Raw genomic sequence first — 17065 nt, 5'->3', positions numbered from 1 at the left:
ATATGACGCGAGTGCTGATCGCCGACGACGACATCGTGGTGGGCGATGTCGTGCGTCGATACCTGGAGCGCGACGGCCTCGACGTCTCGATCGCACACGACGGTACGGAGGCGCTGCGACTGCTCGGCTCTCAGCGCATTGACGTCGCGGTGCTCGACGTGATGATGCCCGGACCGGACGGTCTGACGCTGTGCCGCAATCTGCGGCAGCGCAGCGGCTACACCATGCCCGTGATCCTGCTGACCGCGCTTGGCGAGGAAGACGACCGCATCGCCGGCCTGGAGGCCGGAGCAGACGACTACTTGACCAAGCCGTTCAGCCCGCGGGAGTTGGCCCTGCGCGTGCGTTCGGTGCTGCGGCGATCACCGTCGCCGTCGAGCGTGCTGCCGCTGGATCTCGCCGTTGGGAACATGACCGTGTCCACGGCCGCCCGCTCGGTGACCATCGACGGGCAGCCGGTCAGCCTGACCAACCGTGAGTTCGACTTGTTGATGTTCTTCCTCACCCACACCGACACCGTGTTCTCCCGTGAGGCGCTGTTAAAGCAGGTGTGGCACTGGGACTTTGGTGATCTGTCGACAGTCACCGTGCACGTCAAACGCCTGCGCTCCAAGCTCGGCGAACACCACCGGGTGCAGACGGTGTGGGGCCGGGGATATCTGTGGATCGGCGGCGATGAGCGCCTGCGCGAGGAGCAATCCTGATGCCCACTGACCTATGGGAGATCGCCGCGTGGGCACTGGCATGTTCGGTGCCCGTCGTGCTGGCCGGAGCGATCATCATCAGGCTGGCCCGATCGTGGTCGCTGGCAGTCAGCATGGTGGCGCTCGTGCTGATTCCTGTGTTAGCGACGTTTACGGGTGTGCTCGGCGCAAGCGGATTCATGATCACTGACACGTTCGAGCGGACCGCCGTCGTTCTGGTGATCGTGTCGGTGGTGACGATCCCGGCGGCGGTGATGCTGGCGCGCTATCAGGCCCGAAGGACGGTGTGGGAGCAGGAGATCCGCGATTCTGAGCGGGCTGCCGAGCACTCGCGGCGTCGACTGGTGGCATTCGTCAGCCACGATCTTCGTACGCCGCTGGCCGGGATTCGGGCGGTGTCGGAGGCGATCGCCGACGGTGTGGTCCCCGATTCAGAGGTCCGAGTACACGCGAAAACTATTGAACAGGAGTCGATTCGGCTCTCCGAGATGGTCGACGATCTGTTCGAGATGTCGAAGATCAACGCGGGCGCGGTGGAGCCGGTGTTCGACAGGGTGGCTCTCGATGAGGTTGTCGACGACGTGCTCGCCGCACATCACATCGCGGCAGAGCGTGCAGGCGTGGCGTTGAGGGCGGACCTGCCGGACAAGCCGGTGCAGGTACTTGGCAGCGACCGCGCGCTGGTGCGGGTGCTGTCCAATCTCGTGGCGAACGCGATCGCACACACGCCGTCGGGCGGCAAGGTGCTACTGGCGTTGGGGTCTGACGAGAACGGTGCATGGGCCCGCGTCGACGACACCGGGGTCGGCATCGACGAGGCGGATCTACCGCGGGTGTTCGACGTGGCGTACCGCGGCTCCAACGACCGGGTGCCGCGGGCGGACTCGTCGCTGCCGAGCGGGTCGGGATTGGGGTTGGCGATCGCCGCGGGGCTTGTGCAGGCGCATCGCGGCACGTTGTCGGCGCACAACTTGGCGACCGGTGCGCGGTTCGAGGTGCGGCTGCCGCTGGCGGAGTAGGCTGGCCCTTGTAGTTGAGTGATCGTTCTATTATCGTCGTTCACTATGGCAAACAAGGCGCTGCGCAAGTTCAAGTTCGAACGACGGGTCGGCCGCACTGTGGTAAATCCCCTGATCGCTGCGATGGACCGCATCGGCATCCGCTCAACGCTTGTGGTGGACCTGGAAACCACCGGGGCCAAGACGGGTCAACCGCGCCGCGTGCCGCTTACCGGTCGCGCCGACGACCGGGGTGTCTGGGTGATCTCGCAGCACGGTCGCCGCGCCGGTTGGGCGCACAACATCGCGGCAAATCCGAAGGTGCGCGTGCGCATCGACAACCAATGGCGCAGCGGCACAGCAACTTTCGAGCCCGACGACGATGTCCGCGCCCGGGCTCGCAGTTTTGGCGGCAACGGCAAGCTCGGCCAGTCGGCCGCCGTCCTGGCCATGCGCGCGATGGAGAGCGACCCGATCTCGGTGCGCATCACCTTCGACGACTGAAAGACCCCGCGTTTCGGCCCCTCCGGGGCGGGTACTCCTGACGCCGGTCGCAGCGACAAGGAGGGTCCATGAAATCGGGTGCAAGGACGGGCATAGCGCTATTCGGCGGGGCGGCGGCAATGGTTCTGGCCGTCGGATGCGGCGGCGGCGATAAAGGCGGATCAACCAGCACGACCACGACAACGACGACGACAACAACCTCGGCGACCACTACTGCTCCGATGACCACGACCGGAACCGCGGTGCCCGGCGCCCCTACCGGCGGTGGCGGCACAGAGGGCGGCGGTGGCGGCGTCCCGGGCGGCCCGACAGGTGGCGGGGGCCCAGGAGGCGGCGGTGGCGGCGTGCCCGGCGGTCCCACCGGTGGCGGTGGTCCCGGCGGCGGTGGCGGCGGCATTCCCGGCGGTCCGACCGGCGGCGGGGGCCCCGGCGGAGGCGGTGGCTGCGTGCCCGGCGTCGGCTGCGTCAGCGTGCCGTAAGTCGGCTACTCGGGCAGCGAATTGCTCAGCCGCTCCGTGGCGGCCAGGTAGTCCTCGATGAACTCGCGCACCACCTCGCGGGCGGGCTTCACCTTGTTCATCAGCCCCACACCCTGCCCGACGAAGTAGGTGGCCAGCGCCCGCGCGCCGGGGTGCCCTTGTGACGCCAGCGCGTCGACCCGCCGAATGGTCGGCTCGGCCAGCATCGACTGCAGCGGCAACGGCAGCGGTTTCCTGCCGCCGTCGTTCGGCTGCCACGCGTCCGTCCACTCCGACTTCAGTTGCCGCGCAGGCTTTCCGGTGCGTCCTGCGGACCTAATGGTGTCGCGCGACGTCGCCTCGAGCATCTTCTGCACGGTGTGCGGCGCGGTCTCGGCCTCCTCGGTGGTCAGCCATACCGATCCGGTCCACGCGCCGTCCGCGCCCATCGCGACGGTCGCGGCCATCTGCCTGCCGGTCACGATCCCGCCGGCTGCAAGCACCGGCACCGCGCCATCGATGGCGTCTATTACTTCAGGGATGAGAACCAACGTCGTCACCTCGCCGCAGTGGCCACCGGCCTCGGTGCCCTGCGCGACGATCAGGTCCACCCCGGCCTGCACCTGCTTGACGGCGTGCTCCTTGGCACCCACCAGCGCGGCGACGGGCACGCCCCGCTCCTTGCCCGCGTCGATCATGTAGTCCGGCGGCACGCCCAGCGCGTTGGCGATCAGCTTGATCGGATGACTGAACGCGACCTCCAGCAGGTCCTTGCCGGTGTCGCCGGACAGGAACGACGGCCCGGTGCGCGGGGACTCCTCGGGTTCGATGTCATGGGCCGCAAGCAATTCCGCGATGAATCCGCGGTAGCCGTCAGGGATGCGGGAGGCGAGTTCACCCGGTGCGAGCTTCTCGCCCTTGCCCTCGAACTTGGCAGGGACGATGAGGTCGACGCCGTACGGCTTGCCGTCGACATGGTCGTCGATCCACGACATCTCCTTGTCCAGCCAGTCGGGCGTGAATGCCGTCGCACCGAGCACGCCAAACCCGCCCGCGTTGGTGACGGCTGCCACCACGTCCCTGCAGTGACTGAACGCGAACAGCGGGAAATCGATGCCGTACTGCTCACAGATGGCTGGCTTCATGCCACCAGTATTACTAAGTGAAACCTGTTGTCGACAAGCGGCCCGGCACGCCTCTAAGCACGGAGGGAATCGATCAACCGGTCCGGCGCAATTCCCTGATTGACTGGGCGCGCGGGCGCTTGGTCGCGAAGTCGTGCTCGCGCTCGCGGCTCGAACCGAGCGCCGTCGCACTGCGGGGTATCTATCCGCGTAACGGCGCGTAGGCGAACTCACGCAACCCGTCGCGCGGGTCGACCGCTGCCCGGAAACCCCACACGTCAGCCGCACGGGACGGATCGGCCACGATGTGGCGCACGTCGCCGCTGCGGTACTGGCCGGTGACGAGCGGCAGCACGTCGCCGCGGGTCTCACACAGCTCGGTGGCCATCTCCAGGATCGAGATCGGCCGCCCGGAGCAGACGTTGAACGGCTCGAATCCGCCGAGCCCGGCGTCGACGGCAGCGACGTTGGCGGCGGCGACATCGTCGACGTGAACGAAGTCGCGCATCTGCCCGCCGTCCTCGAAAACCCTTGGCACGTCACCTGCTTCGAGCTCCGAGCGGAAGATCGCCGCCACCCCGGAGTAGGGCGTGTCGCGTGGCATGCCTGGGCCGTAGACGTTGTGATAACGCAGCGCGACGACCGAGCCCCCGGTCGACTCGGCCCACGCCAGCGCGTAGTGTTCCTGCGCGGTCTTGCTCGCCGCGTAGAGGCTGCGGGGCCGAAGCGGCGCCTCCTCGTCGACCAGCCGCCACTGCACCGGCTGTGCGCACGTGGGGCAGCGGTGTTCAAAGATTCCTGCGTCGAGGTCGGCCCGCGCGCGTGGCAACGGGTCGACGAGCCCGTGTTCTCCGCACTCGAATCGGCCCTGCCCGTACACCACCATCGACGACGCCAACACCAGCCGCTGGCAGCCCGCGGCGAACATCTCCGCGAGCAGCACCGCGGTGGCGAAGTCGTTGTGGCTGCCATAGGACGGCGCGTCGGCAGCGTCCACGCCGGCGCCGACGACTGCCGCCTGATGACAGACGACGTCGACACCCTTCAGCAGCGGGGCCAGCGCGGCAGCGTCGCGCACATCGACGCGCTGAACATCAAGTGGGAGTTCGGCATTGGGGCCATGCGCGGTCGGGAGCATCGCGTCGACCGCGGTTACCTCGTGGCCTGCATCAGCCAGCGCCGCGGCCACCCGCGTCCCGATGAATCCGGCCGCGCCGGTGAGTAGCACCCTCACGGCAGATCGAAGGGCAGCTCGACGCCGTCGTGCGGCAGGCAATGGGTACACGTGCGTTCGGTGTCGACGTTTTCGATGGCCTCGCGCATCAGCTTTTTGAACGGCACCAGGTTCCGTTCGAATTCGGCGAAAACATCAACAGCTCTGACGGCGCTTCCACTGTCGATGCCTGCGTCGAGATCGGTGACCAAAGCGATAGCGGCATAACACATTTCGAGCTCGCGGGCGAGCACCGCCTCCGGGTAGCCGGTCATGTTGACCAGCGTGAACCCCTGCCTTGCGAACCATTGACTCTCGGCGCGAGTGGAGAACCTGGGCCCCTGAACCACCACCATCGTGCCGCCGTCCACCACGCCGGGCAGGTCGGCGGCCGCCGCCCTCAGTGTGGGACAGTACGGATCCGCAAAGCCCACATGTATACCCCCGGAGTCGAAGTAGGTGTCGTCGCGGCCGGTGGTGCGGTCCACCAACTGATCGGGCACGACCATCGCGCCCGGACCCAGGACCGGTGTCAGGCTGCCGACCGCGCAGGGCCCGAAGATGCGGCGCACACCCAGCGCGCGCATCGCCCACATGTTCGCGCGATACGGCACCGTGTGCGGCGAGAACTCGTGCTTGACGCCGTGGCGCGGCAGGAACGCAACCTCGTGTTCGCCAACCGTTCCGACCGTGATGGGCGCGCTCGGTGCGCCGTACGGGGTGTCCAGGCTGATGGTGCGGGAGTCGGGTCCGAAGAACGTGTAGAAACCGCTACCGCCGATGACGCCGAGCAACTCGCGCTACTCGTCCTTGGCTTCCTCGGCCTGCGGCTGCGAAGCGCGCCGAGCACCATCTCGGATCTCGAACATATCTGTCGCAAAACCGCCTATGGCGTTGGCGACGTCCTTCACGGCGCTGGTGATGATCGAGGCCACCTCACCCACTGTTGATGCGCCGGACTCGACGATCTCCTGCAGGGCGTCCTTGCGGATCTCTGTCTTGCTGAGTCGGTCCTCCATGCGCTCAGTCTGCCACGCCATCCGGCCGTGCAAGACTGACGCTTGTGGCCAGTTTCGCGCAGTGGGTCGAGGGCGCCCGCCCGCGGACGTTGCCCAACGCAATCGCGCCGGTGATCGCCGGCACCGGTGGTGCCGCCTGGCTGCACGCCGCGTGCTGGTGGAAGGCGCTGCTGGCGTTGCTGGTAGCGGTCGCGATGATCGTCGGCGTCAACTACGCCAACGACTACTCGGACGGAATCCGCGGCACGGATGACGTCCGGGCCGGACCGTTGCGCCTCGTCGGCTCCAAGCTGGCGGCACCGCGCGCGGTGTTGACGGCCGCGGTCGTCAGCCTCGGCGTGGCAGCGGCGGCTGGGGTGGCGCTAGCGTGGTTCAGCGCGCCTTGGCTGATCGCGGTCGGCGCGGTGTGTATCGCCGGGGCATGGCTCTACACGGGCGGCTCGAAACCCTACGGTTACCTCGGGCTCGGCGAGGTAGCGGTGTTCGTGTTCTTCGGTCTGGTGGCCGTGCTGGGCACGCAATACACGCAGGCGCTGCGGGTCGACTGGGTCGGGCTGGCGCTGGCGGTGGTGATGGGGTCGTTGTCGTCGGCGGTGCTGGTGGCCAACAACTTGCGTGACATCCCGACCGACAAAGGGTCCGGAAAGATCACGCTGGCAGTGCGGCTGGGAGACGCCCGCACCCGGCTGCTGTACCAGGGCTTGCTTGTGGTCGCGTTGACGCTGACGTTGGTGCTGATGCTCGCGACGCCGTGGTGTGCGGCCGGGCTGATCGCGGCGCCGCTGGCAGCGCGCGCGTCGGGCCCGGTCCGAAAAGGCTTGGGCGGCAAGGACCTCATCCCGGTGCTGCGCGACACCGGCCTGACGATGCTGGCATGGGCAATCGCAGTGGCGCTGGCGTTGGCGTTCGGTTAGGCGATTCGGCGCGCCCGGCGATCAGCCCGAGCTTGAATTTGTCGCCGCCACGCAGGATGCCGAACACGATGTGCGCCAACGCTTCTCGCCGCGCAAGTTACGGCACTTCCCTGCATCTTCTGCCTGAGCCCGACGACGGTTCTCATGACTGCTGTCCCTGATCCGTGCCGAGCACGACTTGCGCCGTGCGCGCATCACCCGAGGGCTCGAGATAATCCAGGGCGACCGTGGCCCCGGGTGCCTTGGAATGCACCGCCGCAAGCAATGCCTCGGCGCTGCTGATCGATTGCCCGTCGACCCTCGTCACCAACGCGCCCCCGGGCATGCCCGCCGCCGCCACCGGACCGCCACTTGTCACGTCGACGATCCGGGCGCCGTCGGCATTCGCGTCGTCGGCAAACCGTGCCCCGAGGAAGCCGTGGGAGGCGGTGCCGGTGGCGATGAGTTCATCGGCAATGCGTTTGGCCTCGTCGACGGGGATCGCGAAACCAAGTCCCACCGAACCGTTTTCACCAGACGTAGAGCCCAACGACGCGTTGGCCGAGTTCATTCCGATCAGCTGGCCGTTCGCATTCACCAACGCACCGCCGGAGTTACCAGGGTTGATCGGGGCGTCGGTCTGGATCGCGTCGAGAGTCGCGCCCTGGTTCGCCGAGTTGGAAGCATTGGCGACACTGGAAGCAGTGGACACCGGACGGTGCAACGCGCTGATGATGCCGGCTGTGACCGTGCCGTCGAGGCCGAGTGGTGAACCGACCGCAACGACCCGCTGGCCGACGTGAAGGTCGGCTGACGAGCCGAAGGTGATCGGCGTGAGCCCGGACATTCCCTCGGCCCTCACTACGGCGATGTCACTCGACGGATCGGTGGCGACGACGGCGAATGGCGCCGTGCGGCCGTCGGCGAGCGTCACCAGGGTGCGCACTCCGCCCGGGTCGGCCGAGGGGGCCTGCTGTGCGGCCGCCACGACATGCGCGTTGGTCATGATCAGCCCGTCAGAGGTCAAGACGATGCCCGAGCCAAGGTCGGCCTGGGTGCCCAGGTCCGTCTGCAGCTCTACGACGCTGGGCATAACCTTCGCGGCGGCTTGCTCAATCGAGTCGGTGCGGAGACTGGCCGCCGGGGATGTGGCCGCCGCCGCCACGGTGCTCCGCGTTGGCGCGTGCGAATACACAGTTTGCGCGGTGACGCCGCCGACCCCCGCGGACACCGCTGCAATCCCCAGCGCAGCGGCGAAGTGCGCGACGCCTCGAGAATTGCTCTGCCGCAGTTGGTCTGGCGAGGTTGCGCTGTCAGCGACGTGCGGAGCTTTAGTCCACTGAGCCTTCTCGAAGTTGCTCGGAAGCGAGTGCCTCGGCTGCGTGGTCATCTCGTCGCGGCCGTCTCTAGGGGAAGCGTGAACATACCTCCTAGAATCGCGGTCGTTGGTGCCCGCTGTCGCTAGCGCTGGCGCCCATAGCCGACTGCTGCCACCGGCAAATCAGTCATACCCGCCAGCTGCAATGAACAGCGTGCGTCAGCGCCGGAATGTCTCGGCGGCCTTGAAATGCGCGTCGCGGTCGCCCATCTCATTGCGGAACCAGGTGTTTCGTCGCCATCGGGCGTACCGATCCTGCAGCCGCGCGATGCGAGGGCTGGCGTGTGCCAGCAGGTCGATCGTGAGGTTTATCGGTATCTGAAGGGGTGGCAGCAGCGCCCAGGGCCACGGGTTGGGCATGTCGTAGGACCGGTAGAAACCGCCCGGCAGGAAGTAGCGGGTGTAACCGAGCTGGATTCGATAGTTGAACTGGTCGCGGATCGCCTTGCGACGACCCGTGCCCTGTTTCGGTGCGAACGCGCGCGGATAGGACTCGATGAGTTCGCGACCGTCCTCCACCGCGCCGAACGCCCGCTTGGCGAAGTAGAGCGTCATCAGCTGGCGGGCTTCGCGCATATCCGCCGGATACCAACGGGGTTGGACACCCATCAGGTGCCCGATGTATCGCCAGAAGTGCATCATCGCCAGGATGTCAGCGGTCGTCGATCGGTAGCCGAGTTTGTGCATGGCCAAACCTGAAGCGAACCCGCCGGACAGCAGCGTGATGGTGGCTTCAGCCTGACTGATGGGTTTACCCCACGCAGCCAGCTGCCACTGCGGGTGCCGGGTGATCCGCTGCCGCAGAAATACGTGCATGATCCGAACCCGCATGGCAGTGGACCGGCCGGGCGCCCCGGGTCTGGTGCCGCCGGGGTCGGACACGTCGATCCAAAAGCGCGCAGTCTCCATGAAACGGTTTAGCGCCGCATCGCCCGCGTACTTGCCGGTCATGCTCAGCGGCTGCACGATCGGGTTTTCGGTGTAGGCGAGCAACGTTCCGACACCATTGAGGCTGAAGACGGCCGGGCCGAACCGTCGGAATAGAAACGCGCCGCGTTCGACGAGATCGTGGTCGACCCACGGTGGATCCTTTTCGAACTCCTCGAACAGTCGCACCATCGACGCCGGCGCGTCGGGAACGGACTCGATGCCGTGTGCGAGAGCCCGGTCCAGCATGGCCCGGCCGTGAGACGAGTTGCCGTCGATGTAGGCGTCTTTTACGAAGGCCTCGGCGACCGGATCTGCGTCGTAGTATGCGTGTGCGAAGTCGAGGATGTGATCGTCCGACGGTAGGGTGTCCACCCTCCGGAATAGCTTGACACCGCGACGTTTACGTTGCCTGGAGCGTCGACTGCGCTTGTCCAAGAATGCTTGGAAGTCTGTCGAGATCTGGTCGGCCTGGGTCTGCGAGATATCGTCGATCGTCACGGGTGTATCCCTTTCGAATTGAGCTTCGCTTCGAAGAACTCGATCGCTCCGCTGGCTTCGAGCGTCACGATATCGAGGCCGAATTCCCCCAGCCACGTTTCGATCTCGCCTGCGCGTGGGGTGTTTCCAAACACCCCGGCGCGACGGGCCATCGCGATCGCGGCGTCCTGGCGCAGACCGCGACCTCTCACACATGACGTTCCCCGCAGCGTCCCACCGGGCTTGAGCACGCGAGTAAGTTCGCCCAGCGCAGCACGGGGGTCGGGCAGACAGTGCAGCCCGTTGTAGGTCACGCATAGGTCAAAGCTGTTGTCGGCGAACTGAAGTGCCGTCACATCGGCTTCGACGAAATCGATCACGTCTTGCGTCCGCCCTCGACGCGCCAACTCGCGCGCCCGCTGGAGCATGTGCGGCGATATGTCGGCCGCGACGTAATGCACGTCCTGCCCGGGACGCAGGACGCGAAAGGCGAAGCCGCCGCCGCAGGGTATATCGAGCACCGAGGTCCCGGCCGGGACGTCGGCAAGCCGCGCGACGTCGGCGAACATGCGCCGCATGTCGGCGCCCCACATCACCCAGGCGCCGACGATGGCGACACGGTCGTGCTTGACGCCGGCGTCATACAAGGCTGCCATGACACGCTCCGTGCGCCACCGCTCCGTTACATCGCTCATCCTTGAGAGCCACCGTCTGGGGTATCAGGAGCGTCCCAGGGCATCGACGCCGAGACCCAGTGGGTCAGTTCCTGCTGATCATTGCTGTGCAAGTGTCGCGGCGGCGTGACGAACGTCGCGTAGGGCCGGCAGCGCAACAGCACCCGGCCTTCCTCCTCTGCTACGGCTTTGACCGCCGGGCGCAGTTCGACTGGTACAGGGTCACCCGACATGCGTTCGGCCACCGCCATCATCACGTCGATGAGAGTTTCGTCGTCGTCGTCGATCACGGCGTCGCAATAGACCTGGAGGTAGGCGAACGGCCAGGTTTCGTCGAGGATGCAGAGGCTGACTTTGCCGTTTCGGGCGACGGCTTTGGCCTTGGCCCGATCGCCCATGGTCGCGACGAGCAGGTCGTCGTTGGCGTCGGGGACGTAGTAGACGATCGACATCGCCGGGCCGTCCGATCGGCGGCCATAGCCGAACACGCAGGTCCGGTGTGTCTGAACGAAGAGTCGCCGTTCAGACGGCAGCATGTCGCGATCCGTCGGCGCCTGGAACGGCTCCTTCGACAGCGGTAGTAGATGTGCCGATGCGCGATGTCGATTCGTGGTGTCAGGGGTGATGCTCATGGCCGATACCCTTCCTGGGCTATTATCGATTGATAATAAAGGTACACTGTTTGGCATGCCGCGCAAGTCCCCGCCGACGAAGGTGCGCCTGCGCCGGAACAGGTCCGATATCCGGGAAGCGCTGCTGGAGTCGGCGCTGGTCGAGTTCGGGGCCAAGGGCTTTGACGGCGCGTCGACGCGTGCGATCGCGGCGCGTGTTCAGGCGCACCAGCCGCAGATCAGCTATCACTTCGAGTCCAAGACGGCGCTATGGACGGCTGCGGTGGATCACATGTTCGGTATGTTGCGAGAGGCGATCTACGGCGTCTTCCCCGCGAAACTCACCGGCGTGGAGGTGTCAGAGCTCGCGGCGGCATTTGCCGACGGGATACGCGGATTCGTGCGATTCGCCGCGGAGCACCCTGAACTCAACCAGATCATGATGCATGAAGGCACCACGCCAAGTGAGCGTTTGACATGGCTGACAGAGACTCACATCAAGCCGTTCTTCACCGGCATCCGGGCGGCATGGCAGATGCTTCGTGACGCCGGTGTCGCCGCGCCGATCGACAGCGACATCGTCTACTACGTATTGATTGGCGCGTCGGCGCTGCCCTTTGTGAACGCCGCGGAGGTGCGCCTGCTCACCGGCCGAGACCCGAAGAGCCCCAACTGGATCGACGCGCACGCAGAAGGACTGGTCTCCACCCTGCTGCCGGGTCTGGCAGGTCTTTAGCCAAACCTGCCGACCAGCCGGCTATCCGGCGACGGACCCGATGCGCGTTTCACTAATCCCTTTCCGGTGATGAGCGGCAGGTCCAACGCCGACAAGAGACCTGGCTTCGCGGCGCAGACGGCCGGAATCGCGTTGACCATCCGGGAGGCTCCGGCCATCCTCGCGCCGAGGTCGTGATCGTGGTCGTCGGCCATCTCGAACTCACACCGCATGCTCGGTGAGCCTTCGATTTCGACGCGGTAGACGCCTTGGCCCGAGGCTCCGCCGAAGCCGAGATCCCGCGGTTGGATTGAGATGTGCGGCTGCGGCCAATCGGGTGCGATGTCGTCGTGCATGCGGCTGACGTGGTCGATGACGAGGGTCGGATGGCCCTCGACGTACCCGGTCAAGGTGGATCGCATCGCGGCGATTGTTCCGGCGGTGATGTGCCCGGTCGGGGTGTCGAACGAGATGTCCGCGGGTATGCGCTCGACCGTCTCCTTGATGTCGTCGATGTGAACCCCGAGGCCGTCGGCCAACTGGTGCAGCACAGGTCCCCAGCCGAAGGTGAACACGCCCGGTGTCGCGGCGAACGGGAGTTCTTCTGGCGGCTTGCCGAATCCGAGGATCTCGTACACGGCCGTCGCGTCCGGATAGGTCGCATAGTTGAACATCTCGGTGACGCGGATGGAGTCGATGCTGCGGGCAACTCCTGAAAGCGCCAGCGGCAGCACATCGTTGGCGAATCCGCTGTCGATGCCGGTGGTGAAGAACGACACGCCACCGGCAAGAGCGGCCTCGCGCAGCGGGTCGGTGAACGCGGGATCGACGGCGTTGGGATACACCAACGGAACGACCGAACACGACACCACGTTCTTGCCTGCACTCAGGATCGACACCATGTCGTTGACCGCCTCCAGCGGCCGCAGGTTAGCGGCAGCCGCATAGACCACCACATCGGCGCCACCGGCGAGCAGTGCTGAGGGATCCGTGGTCGCGATGACGCCGATCGGGTCGATGCCGCACAGTTCGCCGGCGTCTCTTCCGGCCTTCGCGTCGCTGTGCACGACGAGGTCAACCAACTCCAGTTCGGGGTGATCGATCACGCCCCGCAGCGCGATCACACCCATGGAGCCTGGGCCCCACACCGCCACCGGAATTGACATAGTTTCTCCTAATATTAGGACGCTCGTTGCTAGTATTCGGACGGATCGTAAGGAGGGAATCGTGCCCGCGTCAACGCCCAAGTCACCGCCGACCCGGCGGGCAATGGATGTCCTTGATGCGCTGGCCGCGTCATCGGCGGCCCTGACCTCCGCCCAGCTAGCCCGACAATGCGGCATCACCACATCGACGTGCGCGCTGGTACTGGGAGAACTCGAGGACGGCGGATGGGTCGCCCGCTATGACGATCGCCGCTACCGACTCGGCAGCGGGCTCTTCGGATTGGTACGTGCGCTGCGCAACCAGTTTCCACTGCTCGACCAAGGCCGAACCGCATTGGTCAATCTCCACGAGAGCCTGGCGGCCGGCTGTTCGATGTCGCGGATCGACGAAGCCCACCTCACAATCATCGATGCAGTGGGCCACACTAGTGACAGTGAACACGTTGTCGGACAGCGCTTTCCGATCGACCCGCCGTTCGGCCTCGTCGCGATGGCGTGGCGGGACGAGGCCGAGGTAGACCGGTGGCTGCGAGGGGTCACGCCGCGGCTCACCCGGGCCGACATCGATCATTATCGGCAGGTGCTCGCCGATGTCCGCGAACGCGGCTATGGAGCCTGGAGATTCGATGACGCCCACGCGTCATTGCACGACCGTGTCTCCGCACTCTTGGCGTCTCTAGAGCCGACCGCCGCGGTGGCACGGCAGTTGACCAAGCTGATGACGATGGTCAACCTACGGTCGATCACCAGAACACTCGAAACGGATTTGTTGGCAACAGAATTCGTTGTCCTGCCGATATTCGGCCGCACCGGACAGCCCGAGTACCAGATCGAGATCCATGTCAGCCATCCGGCTGCTCTCACACTGGACTCGCTGAACACTGCGTTCAAGAAGGCGCAGAACGAACTGACTCCAGGCGTATCGGCCCCGCTGACACGGTTCTAGCGACTGACGGCGTGGCGAGCTCATTCACCGCTATGTTGGCCATCCCGACTGAGGACCGCGGCGGCGAGAGTGGTCAGGATTTCCGGCATCGTGACGGCGATCTCCTCGTCGTCGACAGGATGAGAGCTGGCGAAGCGGGTGTGTGAGGCCGGCACCGACAGCTTGAGATCATCGAGCACATTTGCTCCCGCGATGCGTGCTGCCTTGCGCGCGTCATCGTGCGCCCACGCCCCGCCGTACTGCCCGTGTGAGGTCCCGATGACAGCCACCGGCTTGCCGGTGATGACGCCGGCACCGAACGGACGCGAGATCCAATCGATGGCGTTCTTGAGGGCGGCGGACATCGTGCCGTTGTATTCGGGGGTCACGAGCAGAAGGGCGTCGGCCGACTGAACTTCGGAGCGGAGCCGATCTGCGGCCGCGACGACCCCTGGTTGATCGATGTCTTCGTTGTACAGGGCGACATCGGCCAGGCCGTCGAAGATTTCGACCGAGATGCCGTTCGGTGCGAGCTTGACAGCCGCCTCGCCGAGGCGCAGGTTGTCCGAGCCGGAGCGCAGGCTGCCGACGAGGACCAGAATTCGGGTGCTCATCGCAGTCCCTTCGTAGCGGATTGGTGCTCAATGACGGATTCGTGGGCGGCAACCATGGCGCCAGTAAATACAACGCCGTCGGCCTAACGAAACTGTGCCGTCACAAAGCTGAGGATCGGGTGTGAACCTTCGCGTCGCGATGAACCGGCATGACCGATTGCAGCAAGCGTCAGTACGGCGAGTGGTGCCAGCCGGGATGACAGGGTCAGCACGGCGCTAAACGCTGAACACCATGACATATAGCGTTGCGCAACAACCGATCAGCGCTATCAAAACCACGAGGAAGAACTTGTCATGACCACTTCGTTACGTCGACCCCACGACGATATTCGGCAGTTCGAAGCCCCATCCAGCTTGGCACAAGACCTACAGGCGGTACTGGTGGATCTAATCGAATTGCATCTGCAGGGCAAGCAGGCGCATTGGAACCTCATTGGCACCAATTTCCGCGATCTGCACCTGCAACTCGACGAAATCGTCGACATTGCAAGGGAATCCAGCGACACGATCGCCGAGCGGATGCGCGCCCTCAACGCCGTTCCCGACGGGCGAACTGACACGGTCGCAGCGTCTACTACGCTGCCGGCGTTCCCGCCCGCCGAGCAGAACACCACCGAGACAGTGGACCTGATCACCATCCGGATCTACGCGGCGGTCAGCACCATCCGTACGGTCCACGATGCGGTCGACGCCCTCGATCCAAGCACCAGTGACCTCCTGCACGAGATCATCGACTCGCTGGAGAAGCAGGCGTGGATGCTCAAGTCCGAGAACCGCAAGGTGTGAGTAGGGTCACGTGAGCGGATGACAGGGCGTCGGCGTCGGGCGGTAGCGGGGTTGGCGTGGCATCGCCACGAGGGTACGCTTATGATCGATTGATAATAGAGCTGGGAAGAGATTCGCCGTGCGACCTCCTGTCGCAGTTGACGAAGAATCCTGTTCCAGCCGCCGCGCAACGCCTGTCAGAACTGATGCCCGACAGGAATTAAGCAAGGAGTCGATGGTCTTGGTGAGCACTGAGTTGAGCTCCGGCGAGTGGACCCTGGATACCGCAGCGTCGTCAATCGGTTTCCAGGCCAAGGCGGCCTTCGGCATGAAGGTCAATGGTCGGTTCGACCGATACGAGTCGGTGATCACCGTGGGTCGCTCTGTGGCCGAATCCGCGATCTCAGCGATCGTATGGACAGACAGCGTGGATACCGGCATCAAGTTGCGCGACGAGCACCTCGGCGCAGACACCGTGTTCGCGACAGCACGGTTTCCAACTCTGGAGTTCCGTAGCACCGCCCTCGTCGAGACGCCCACCGGACTCAACGTCAGCGGCACGCTGCGCGTCCGCGACATCAGCCAGTCAGTCACCTTCCATGCGACGCGGGCGACCACACTGGGACGGCCCCGCTACCACGCCACCGTCGTCGTGTCGCCCAAGGAGTATGGGATCAGCCGACGAGGCACTACCAAGCCGGTCAAGGTCATCCTCGACGCCACCCTGAAGCGAGTCTGACTGGAGCCGGGTGTGCCAGGTCAGCGGTGGATCTGGCTGGCACGCTTAGTGATTTCTCGCCGCGGTGATCCGGCCTTCGAACAAGATTGCGGATGCATTCAGAGTTGGTTTCGAACCGCATGGCCCACAGTGCCCAAGCCTTCCCGGGCGGGTCCTGTGAACAGTGACACGTGTTAACAGAAAGGGCCGATCGAATGTCGAAGTCTGGGTGCAGAGATGAGGTTTCGGTGCAATGAGTCTGACTAGGACGCTGCGACAGAAGTTTCCATTCTTGAGGTACTCGCTCCTGCGCATGGCTTTCGGTGGCCTGAGCGTTATGCGGACGGGTCAGATGGGTGACGGCCGGGAGGAGACGATGGCCGGTTACGTCATCGCCAATGCTCCGGCGGGCGACGTCGACGCCGCGATCGACGCCATCGACAACTTTGCCTACGACAAGTCGATCCTCATGAACGTCGGCGACGAGAAGGGCCAGCTGCTCGACGCCGCCGTCAAGCGCGCGAATCCGAAGCTCGCCATGGAACTGGGTGCCTACTGCGGATACAGCGGTCTGCGGATCGCCCGAGCGGCACCGGGTGCCATGGTGTTCTCTATCGAAAAGTCGAGTGCCAACGCCTCGGTGGCCCGCCGCGTGTGGGCGCACGCCGGCCTCGCCGATCGCGTCACCTGCATCAACGGCACCGTCGACGACGGGACGACGCTCGATGTACTCGCCAAAGACTACGGATTCACTGACGGCTGTTTGGATTTCGTCTTCCTCGACCACTGGAAGGACGTGTACCTGGACGACCTGCGGCGGCTACTCGACCGGGGCTGGCTGCATCCGGGAACGATCGTGGTCGCCGACAACGTCGGCTTTCCCGGCGCACCCAAGTACCGCACCTACATGAAGGAGCAGCAAGGCAAGCGGTGGCAGACCATCGAGCACCAAACCCACGTCGAATATCAGACGCTACTCAAAGACTTAGTTCTGGAGTCGGAGTTCCTGGGCTGAGGCGCGCGCCGGGCGGCCGCGGCTCCGGTCGGTTGCCCGCCGGAACTCCCGTTCCGTCGACCTCAAATAGTTGCTGCCGGAGTGCATTTCACTCGGGGTATTCGGAAAGCTGATCAACAGAGTCCTCGAAGGCGGGCTCGCGTGCCAGGGCCCTGACTTCACCA

Annotated in this window: 20 protein-coding genes; 10 read left to right on the top strand and 10 right to left on the bottom strand. The window is 65.3% G+C overall.

The window, feature by feature from the left end:
- Positions 1-2 precede the first annotated feature (2 nt).
- The 4 genes from MYCSM_RS03125 to MYCSM_RS37695 all read left to right on the top strand — a co-directional run bounded on the left by MYCSM_RS03125 (position 3) and on the right by MYCSM_RS37695 (position 2685).
- Positions 3-704 (top strand): response regulator transcription factor, encoded by a 702-nt coding sequence (locus MYCSM_RS03125; protein WP_015304678.1) that lies wholly within the window; start codon positions 3-5, stop codon positions 702-704.
- Complete coding sequence (locus tag MYCSM_RS03120; RefSeq protein WP_015304677.1) at positions 704-1723, top strand: sensor histidine kinase; 1020 nt, start codon at positions 704-706, stop codon at positions 1721-1723. Before MYCSM_RS03125 ends, MYCSM_RS03120 begins: the two co-directional genes overlap by 1 nt.
- 45 nt (positions 1724-1768) lie before the next feature.
- On the top strand, positions 1769-2206 hold the full coding sequence (locus tag MYCSM_RS03115) for a nitroreductase/quinone reductase family protein (protein ID WP_015304676.1): 438 nt from the start codon (positions 1769-1771) through the stop codon (positions 2204-2206).
- A 68-nt stretch (positions 2207-2274) separates the two neighbouring features.
- Positions 2275-2685, top strand: coding sequence for a hypothetical protein (locus tag MYCSM_RS37695; RefSeq protein WP_015304675.1), 411 nt, complete (start codon positions 2275-2277; stop codon positions 2683-2685).
- A gap of 5 nt (positions 2686-2690) precedes the next feature.
- Here the strand turns inward: MYCSM_RS37695 and MYCSM_RS03105 are convergent, their stop codons facing one another.
- The 4 genes from MYCSM_RS03105 to MYCSM_RS03090 form a co-directional block, all read right to left on the bottom strand.
- Entirely contained in the window at positions 2691-3809 is a 1119-nt protein-coding gene (locus MYCSM_RS03105) for an NAD(P)H-dependent flavin oxidoreductase (protein ID WP_015304674.1), read from the bottom strand.
- A gap of 181 nt (positions 3810-3990) precedes the next feature.
- Positions 3991-5022 (bottom strand): NAD-dependent epimerase/dehydratase family protein, encoded by a 1032-nt coding sequence (locus MYCSM_RS03100; RefSeq protein ID WP_015304673.1) that lies wholly within the window; start codon positions 5020-5022, stop codon positions 3991-3993.
- Positions 5019-5795 carry an S-methyl-5'-thioadenosine phosphorylase gene (locus MYCSM_RS03095; RefSeq protein WP_015304672.1) on the bottom strand — a complete coding sequence of 259 codons (777 nt, stop codon included), beginning with the start codon at positions 5793-5795 and terminating at the stop codon, positions 5019-5021. The genes MYCSM_RS03100 and MYCSM_RS03095 overlap by 4 nt, the downstream gene beginning before the upstream one ends.
- A 6-nt stretch (positions 5796-5801) precedes the next feature.
- Positions 5802-6020, bottom strand: coding sequence for a hypothetical protein (locus tag MYCSM_RS03090; RefSeq protein ID WP_041313081.1), 219 nt, complete (start codon positions 6018-6020; stop codon positions 5802-5804).
- A 44-nt stretch (positions 6021-6064) separates the two neighbouring features.
- Here MYCSM_RS03090 and MYCSM_RS03085 point away from each other — a divergent pair, with 44 nt between their 5' ends.
- On the top strand, positions 6065-6934 hold the full coding sequence (locus MYCSM_RS03085) for a 1,4-dihydroxy-2-naphthoate polyprenyltransferase (protein WP_015304670.1): 870 nt from the start codon (positions 6065-6067) through the stop codon (positions 6932-6934).
- Positions 6935-7076: 142 nt separating this feature from the next.
- Here MYCSM_RS03085 and MYCSM_RS03080 read toward each other — a convergent pair whose 3' ends face one another.
- The 4 genes from MYCSM_RS03080 to MYCSM_RS03065 form a co-directional block, all read right to left on the bottom strand.
- Complete coding sequence (locus MYCSM_RS03080) at positions 7077-8006, bottom strand: S1C family serine protease (RefSeq protein ID WP_442928511.1); 930 nt, start codon at positions 8004-8006, stop codon at positions 7077-7079.
- 444 nt (positions 8007-8450) lie between these two features.
- Positions 8451-9719, bottom strand: coding sequence for an oxygenase MpaB family protein (locus MYCSM_RS03075; RefSeq protein WP_015304668.1), 1269 nt, complete (start codon positions 9717-9719; stop codon positions 8451-8453).
- The gene (locus MYCSM_RS03070) at positions 9716-10354 is read right to left on the bottom strand and encodes a class I SAM-dependent methyltransferase (RefSeq protein ID WP_015304667.1); all 639 of its coding nucleotides are present in this window, start codon (positions 10352-10354) and stop codon (positions 9716-9718) included. The genes MYCSM_RS03075 and MYCSM_RS03070 overlap by 4 nt, the downstream gene beginning before the upstream one ends.
- Before the next feature lie 35 nt (positions 10355-10389).
- Positions 10390-11004, bottom strand: coding sequence for a pyridoxamine 5'-phosphate oxidase family protein (locus tag MYCSM_RS03065; RefSeq protein WP_015304666.1), 615 nt, complete (start codon positions 11002-11004; stop codon positions 10390-10392).
- On the opposite strand from MYCSM_RS03065, the gene MYCSM_RS03060 reads away from it, so the two are divergent.
- On the top strand, positions 11003-11719 hold the full coding sequence (locus MYCSM_RS03060; RefSeq protein ID WP_232425713.1) for a TetR/AcrR family transcriptional regulator: 717 nt from the start codon (positions 11003-11005) through the stop codon (positions 11717-11719). The genes MYCSM_RS03065 and MYCSM_RS03060 overlap by 2 nt on opposite strands.
- Here MYCSM_RS03060 and MYCSM_RS03055 read toward each other — a convergent pair.
- Positions 11716-12864, bottom strand: a complete 1149-nt coding sequence (locus MYCSM_RS03055) for an NAD(P)H-dependent amine dehydrogenase family protein (protein WP_015304664.1) — start codon at positions 12862-12864, stop codon at positions 11716-11718. The genes MYCSM_RS03060 and MYCSM_RS03055 overlap by 4 nt on opposite strands.
- Before the next feature lie 103 nt (positions 12865-12967).
- Between MYCSM_RS03055 and MYCSM_RS03050 the strand changes: the two genes are divergently transcribed.
- On the top strand, positions 12968-13810 hold the full coding sequence (locus tag MYCSM_RS03050; protein ID WP_051073696.1) for a helix-turn-helix domain-containing protein: 843 nt from the start codon (positions 12968-12970) through the stop codon (positions 13808-13810).
- 20 nt (positions 13811-13830) lie between these two features.
- Here MYCSM_RS03050 and MYCSM_RS03045 read toward each other — a convergent pair whose 3' ends face one another.
- Positions 13831-14403: an NADPH-dependent FMN reductase gene (locus MYCSM_RS03045; protein WP_015304662.1), complete on the bottom strand. Its 573-nt coding sequence runs from the start codon at positions 14401-14403 to the stop codon at positions 13831-13833.
- A gap of 294 nt (positions 14404-14697) precedes the next feature.
- Between MYCSM_RS03045 and MYCSM_RS03040 the strand changes: the two genes are divergently transcribed.
- The 3 genes from MYCSM_RS03040 to MYCSM_RS03030 all read left to right on the top strand — a co-directional run bounded on the left by MYCSM_RS03040 (position 14698) and on the right by MYCSM_RS03030 (position 16901).
- Entirely contained in the window at positions 14698-15189 is a 492-nt protein-coding gene (locus MYCSM_RS03040) for a Dps family protein (RefSeq protein WP_015304661.1), read from the top strand.
- 223 nt (positions 15190-15412) lie between these two features.
- Positions 15413-15907 carry a YceI family protein gene (locus MYCSM_RS03035; RefSeq protein ID WP_157681266.1) on the top strand — a complete coding sequence of 165 codons (495 nt, stop codon included), beginning with the start codon at positions 15413-15415 and terminating at the stop codon, positions 15905-15907.
- Between the two features lie 232 nt (positions 15908-16139).
- Positions 16140-16901, top strand: coding sequence for an O-methyltransferase (locus MYCSM_RS03030; RefSeq protein WP_015304659.1), 762 nt, complete (start codon positions 16140-16142; stop codon positions 16899-16901).
- Positions 16902-17065 lie beyond the last annotated feature (164 nt).

Source organism: Mycobacterium sp. JS623, from assembly GCF_000328565.1.
GTDB lineage: Bacteria > Actinomycetota > Actinomycetes > Mycobacteriales > Mycobacteriaceae > Mycobacterium.
This window is presented reverse-complemented; position numbering and strand designations above follow the sequence as displayed.

Coding starts and splice junctions, on each gene's coding strand:
- MYCSM_RS03115 (WP_015304676.1), top strand. CDS start 1,769: ATGGCAAACAAGGCGCTGCGCAAGTTCAAGTTCGAACGACGGGTCGGC.
- MYCSM_RS03090 (WP_041313081.1), bottom strand. CDS start 6,020: ATGGAGGACCGACTCAGCAAGACAGAGATCCGCAAGGACGCCCTGCAG.
- MYCSM_RS03070 (WP_015304667.1), bottom strand. CDS start 10,354: ATGGCAGCCTTGTATGACGCCGGCGTCAAGCACGACCGTGTCGCCATC.
- MYCSM_RS03060 (WP_232425713.1), top strand. CDS start 11,003: ATGGCCGATACCCTTCCTGGGCTATTATCGATTGATAATAAAGGTACA.
- MYCSM_RS03105 (WP_015304674.1), bottom strand. CDS start 3,809: ATGAAGCCAGCCATCTGTGAGCAGTACGGCATCGATTTCCCGCTGTTC.
- MYCSM_RS03045 (WP_015304662.1), bottom strand. CDS start 14,403: ATGAGCACCCGAATTCTGGTCCTCGTCGGCAGCCTGCGCTCCGGCTCG.
- MYCSM_RS37695 (WP_015304675.1), top strand. CDS start 2,275: ATGAAATCGGGTGCAAGGACGGGCATAGCGCTATTCGGCGGGGCGGCG.
- MYCSM_RS03125 (WP_015304678.1), top strand. CDS start 3: ATGACGCGAGTGCTGATCGCCGACGACGACATCGTGGTGGGCGATGTC.
- MYCSM_RS03080 (WP_442928511.1), bottom strand. CDS start 8,006: ATGCCCAGCGTCGTAGAGCTGCAGACGGACCTGGGCACCCAGGCCGAC.
- MYCSM_RS03030 (WP_015304659.1), top strand. CDS start 16,140: ATGAGTCTGACTAGGACGCTGCGACAGAAGTTTCCATTCTTGAGGTAC.
- MYCSM_RS03065 (WP_015304666.1), bottom strand. CDS start 11,004: ATGAGCATCACCCCTGACACCACGAATCGACATCGCGCATCGGCACAT.
- MYCSM_RS03050 (WP_051073696.1), top strand. CDS start 12,968: ATGGATGTCCTTGATGCGCTGGCCGCGTCATCGGCGGCCCTGACCTCC.
- MYCSM_RS03040 (WP_015304661.1), top strand. CDS start 14,698: ATGACCACTTCGTTACGTCGACCCCACGACGATATTCGGCAGTTCGAA.
- MYCSM_RS03055 (WP_015304664.1), bottom strand. CDS start 12,864: ATGTCAATTCCGGTGGCGGTGTGGGGCCCAGGCTCCATGGGTGTGATC.
- MYCSM_RS03120 (WP_015304677.1), top strand. CDS start 704: ATGCCCACTGACCTATGGGAGATCGCCGCGTGGGCACTGGCATGTTCG.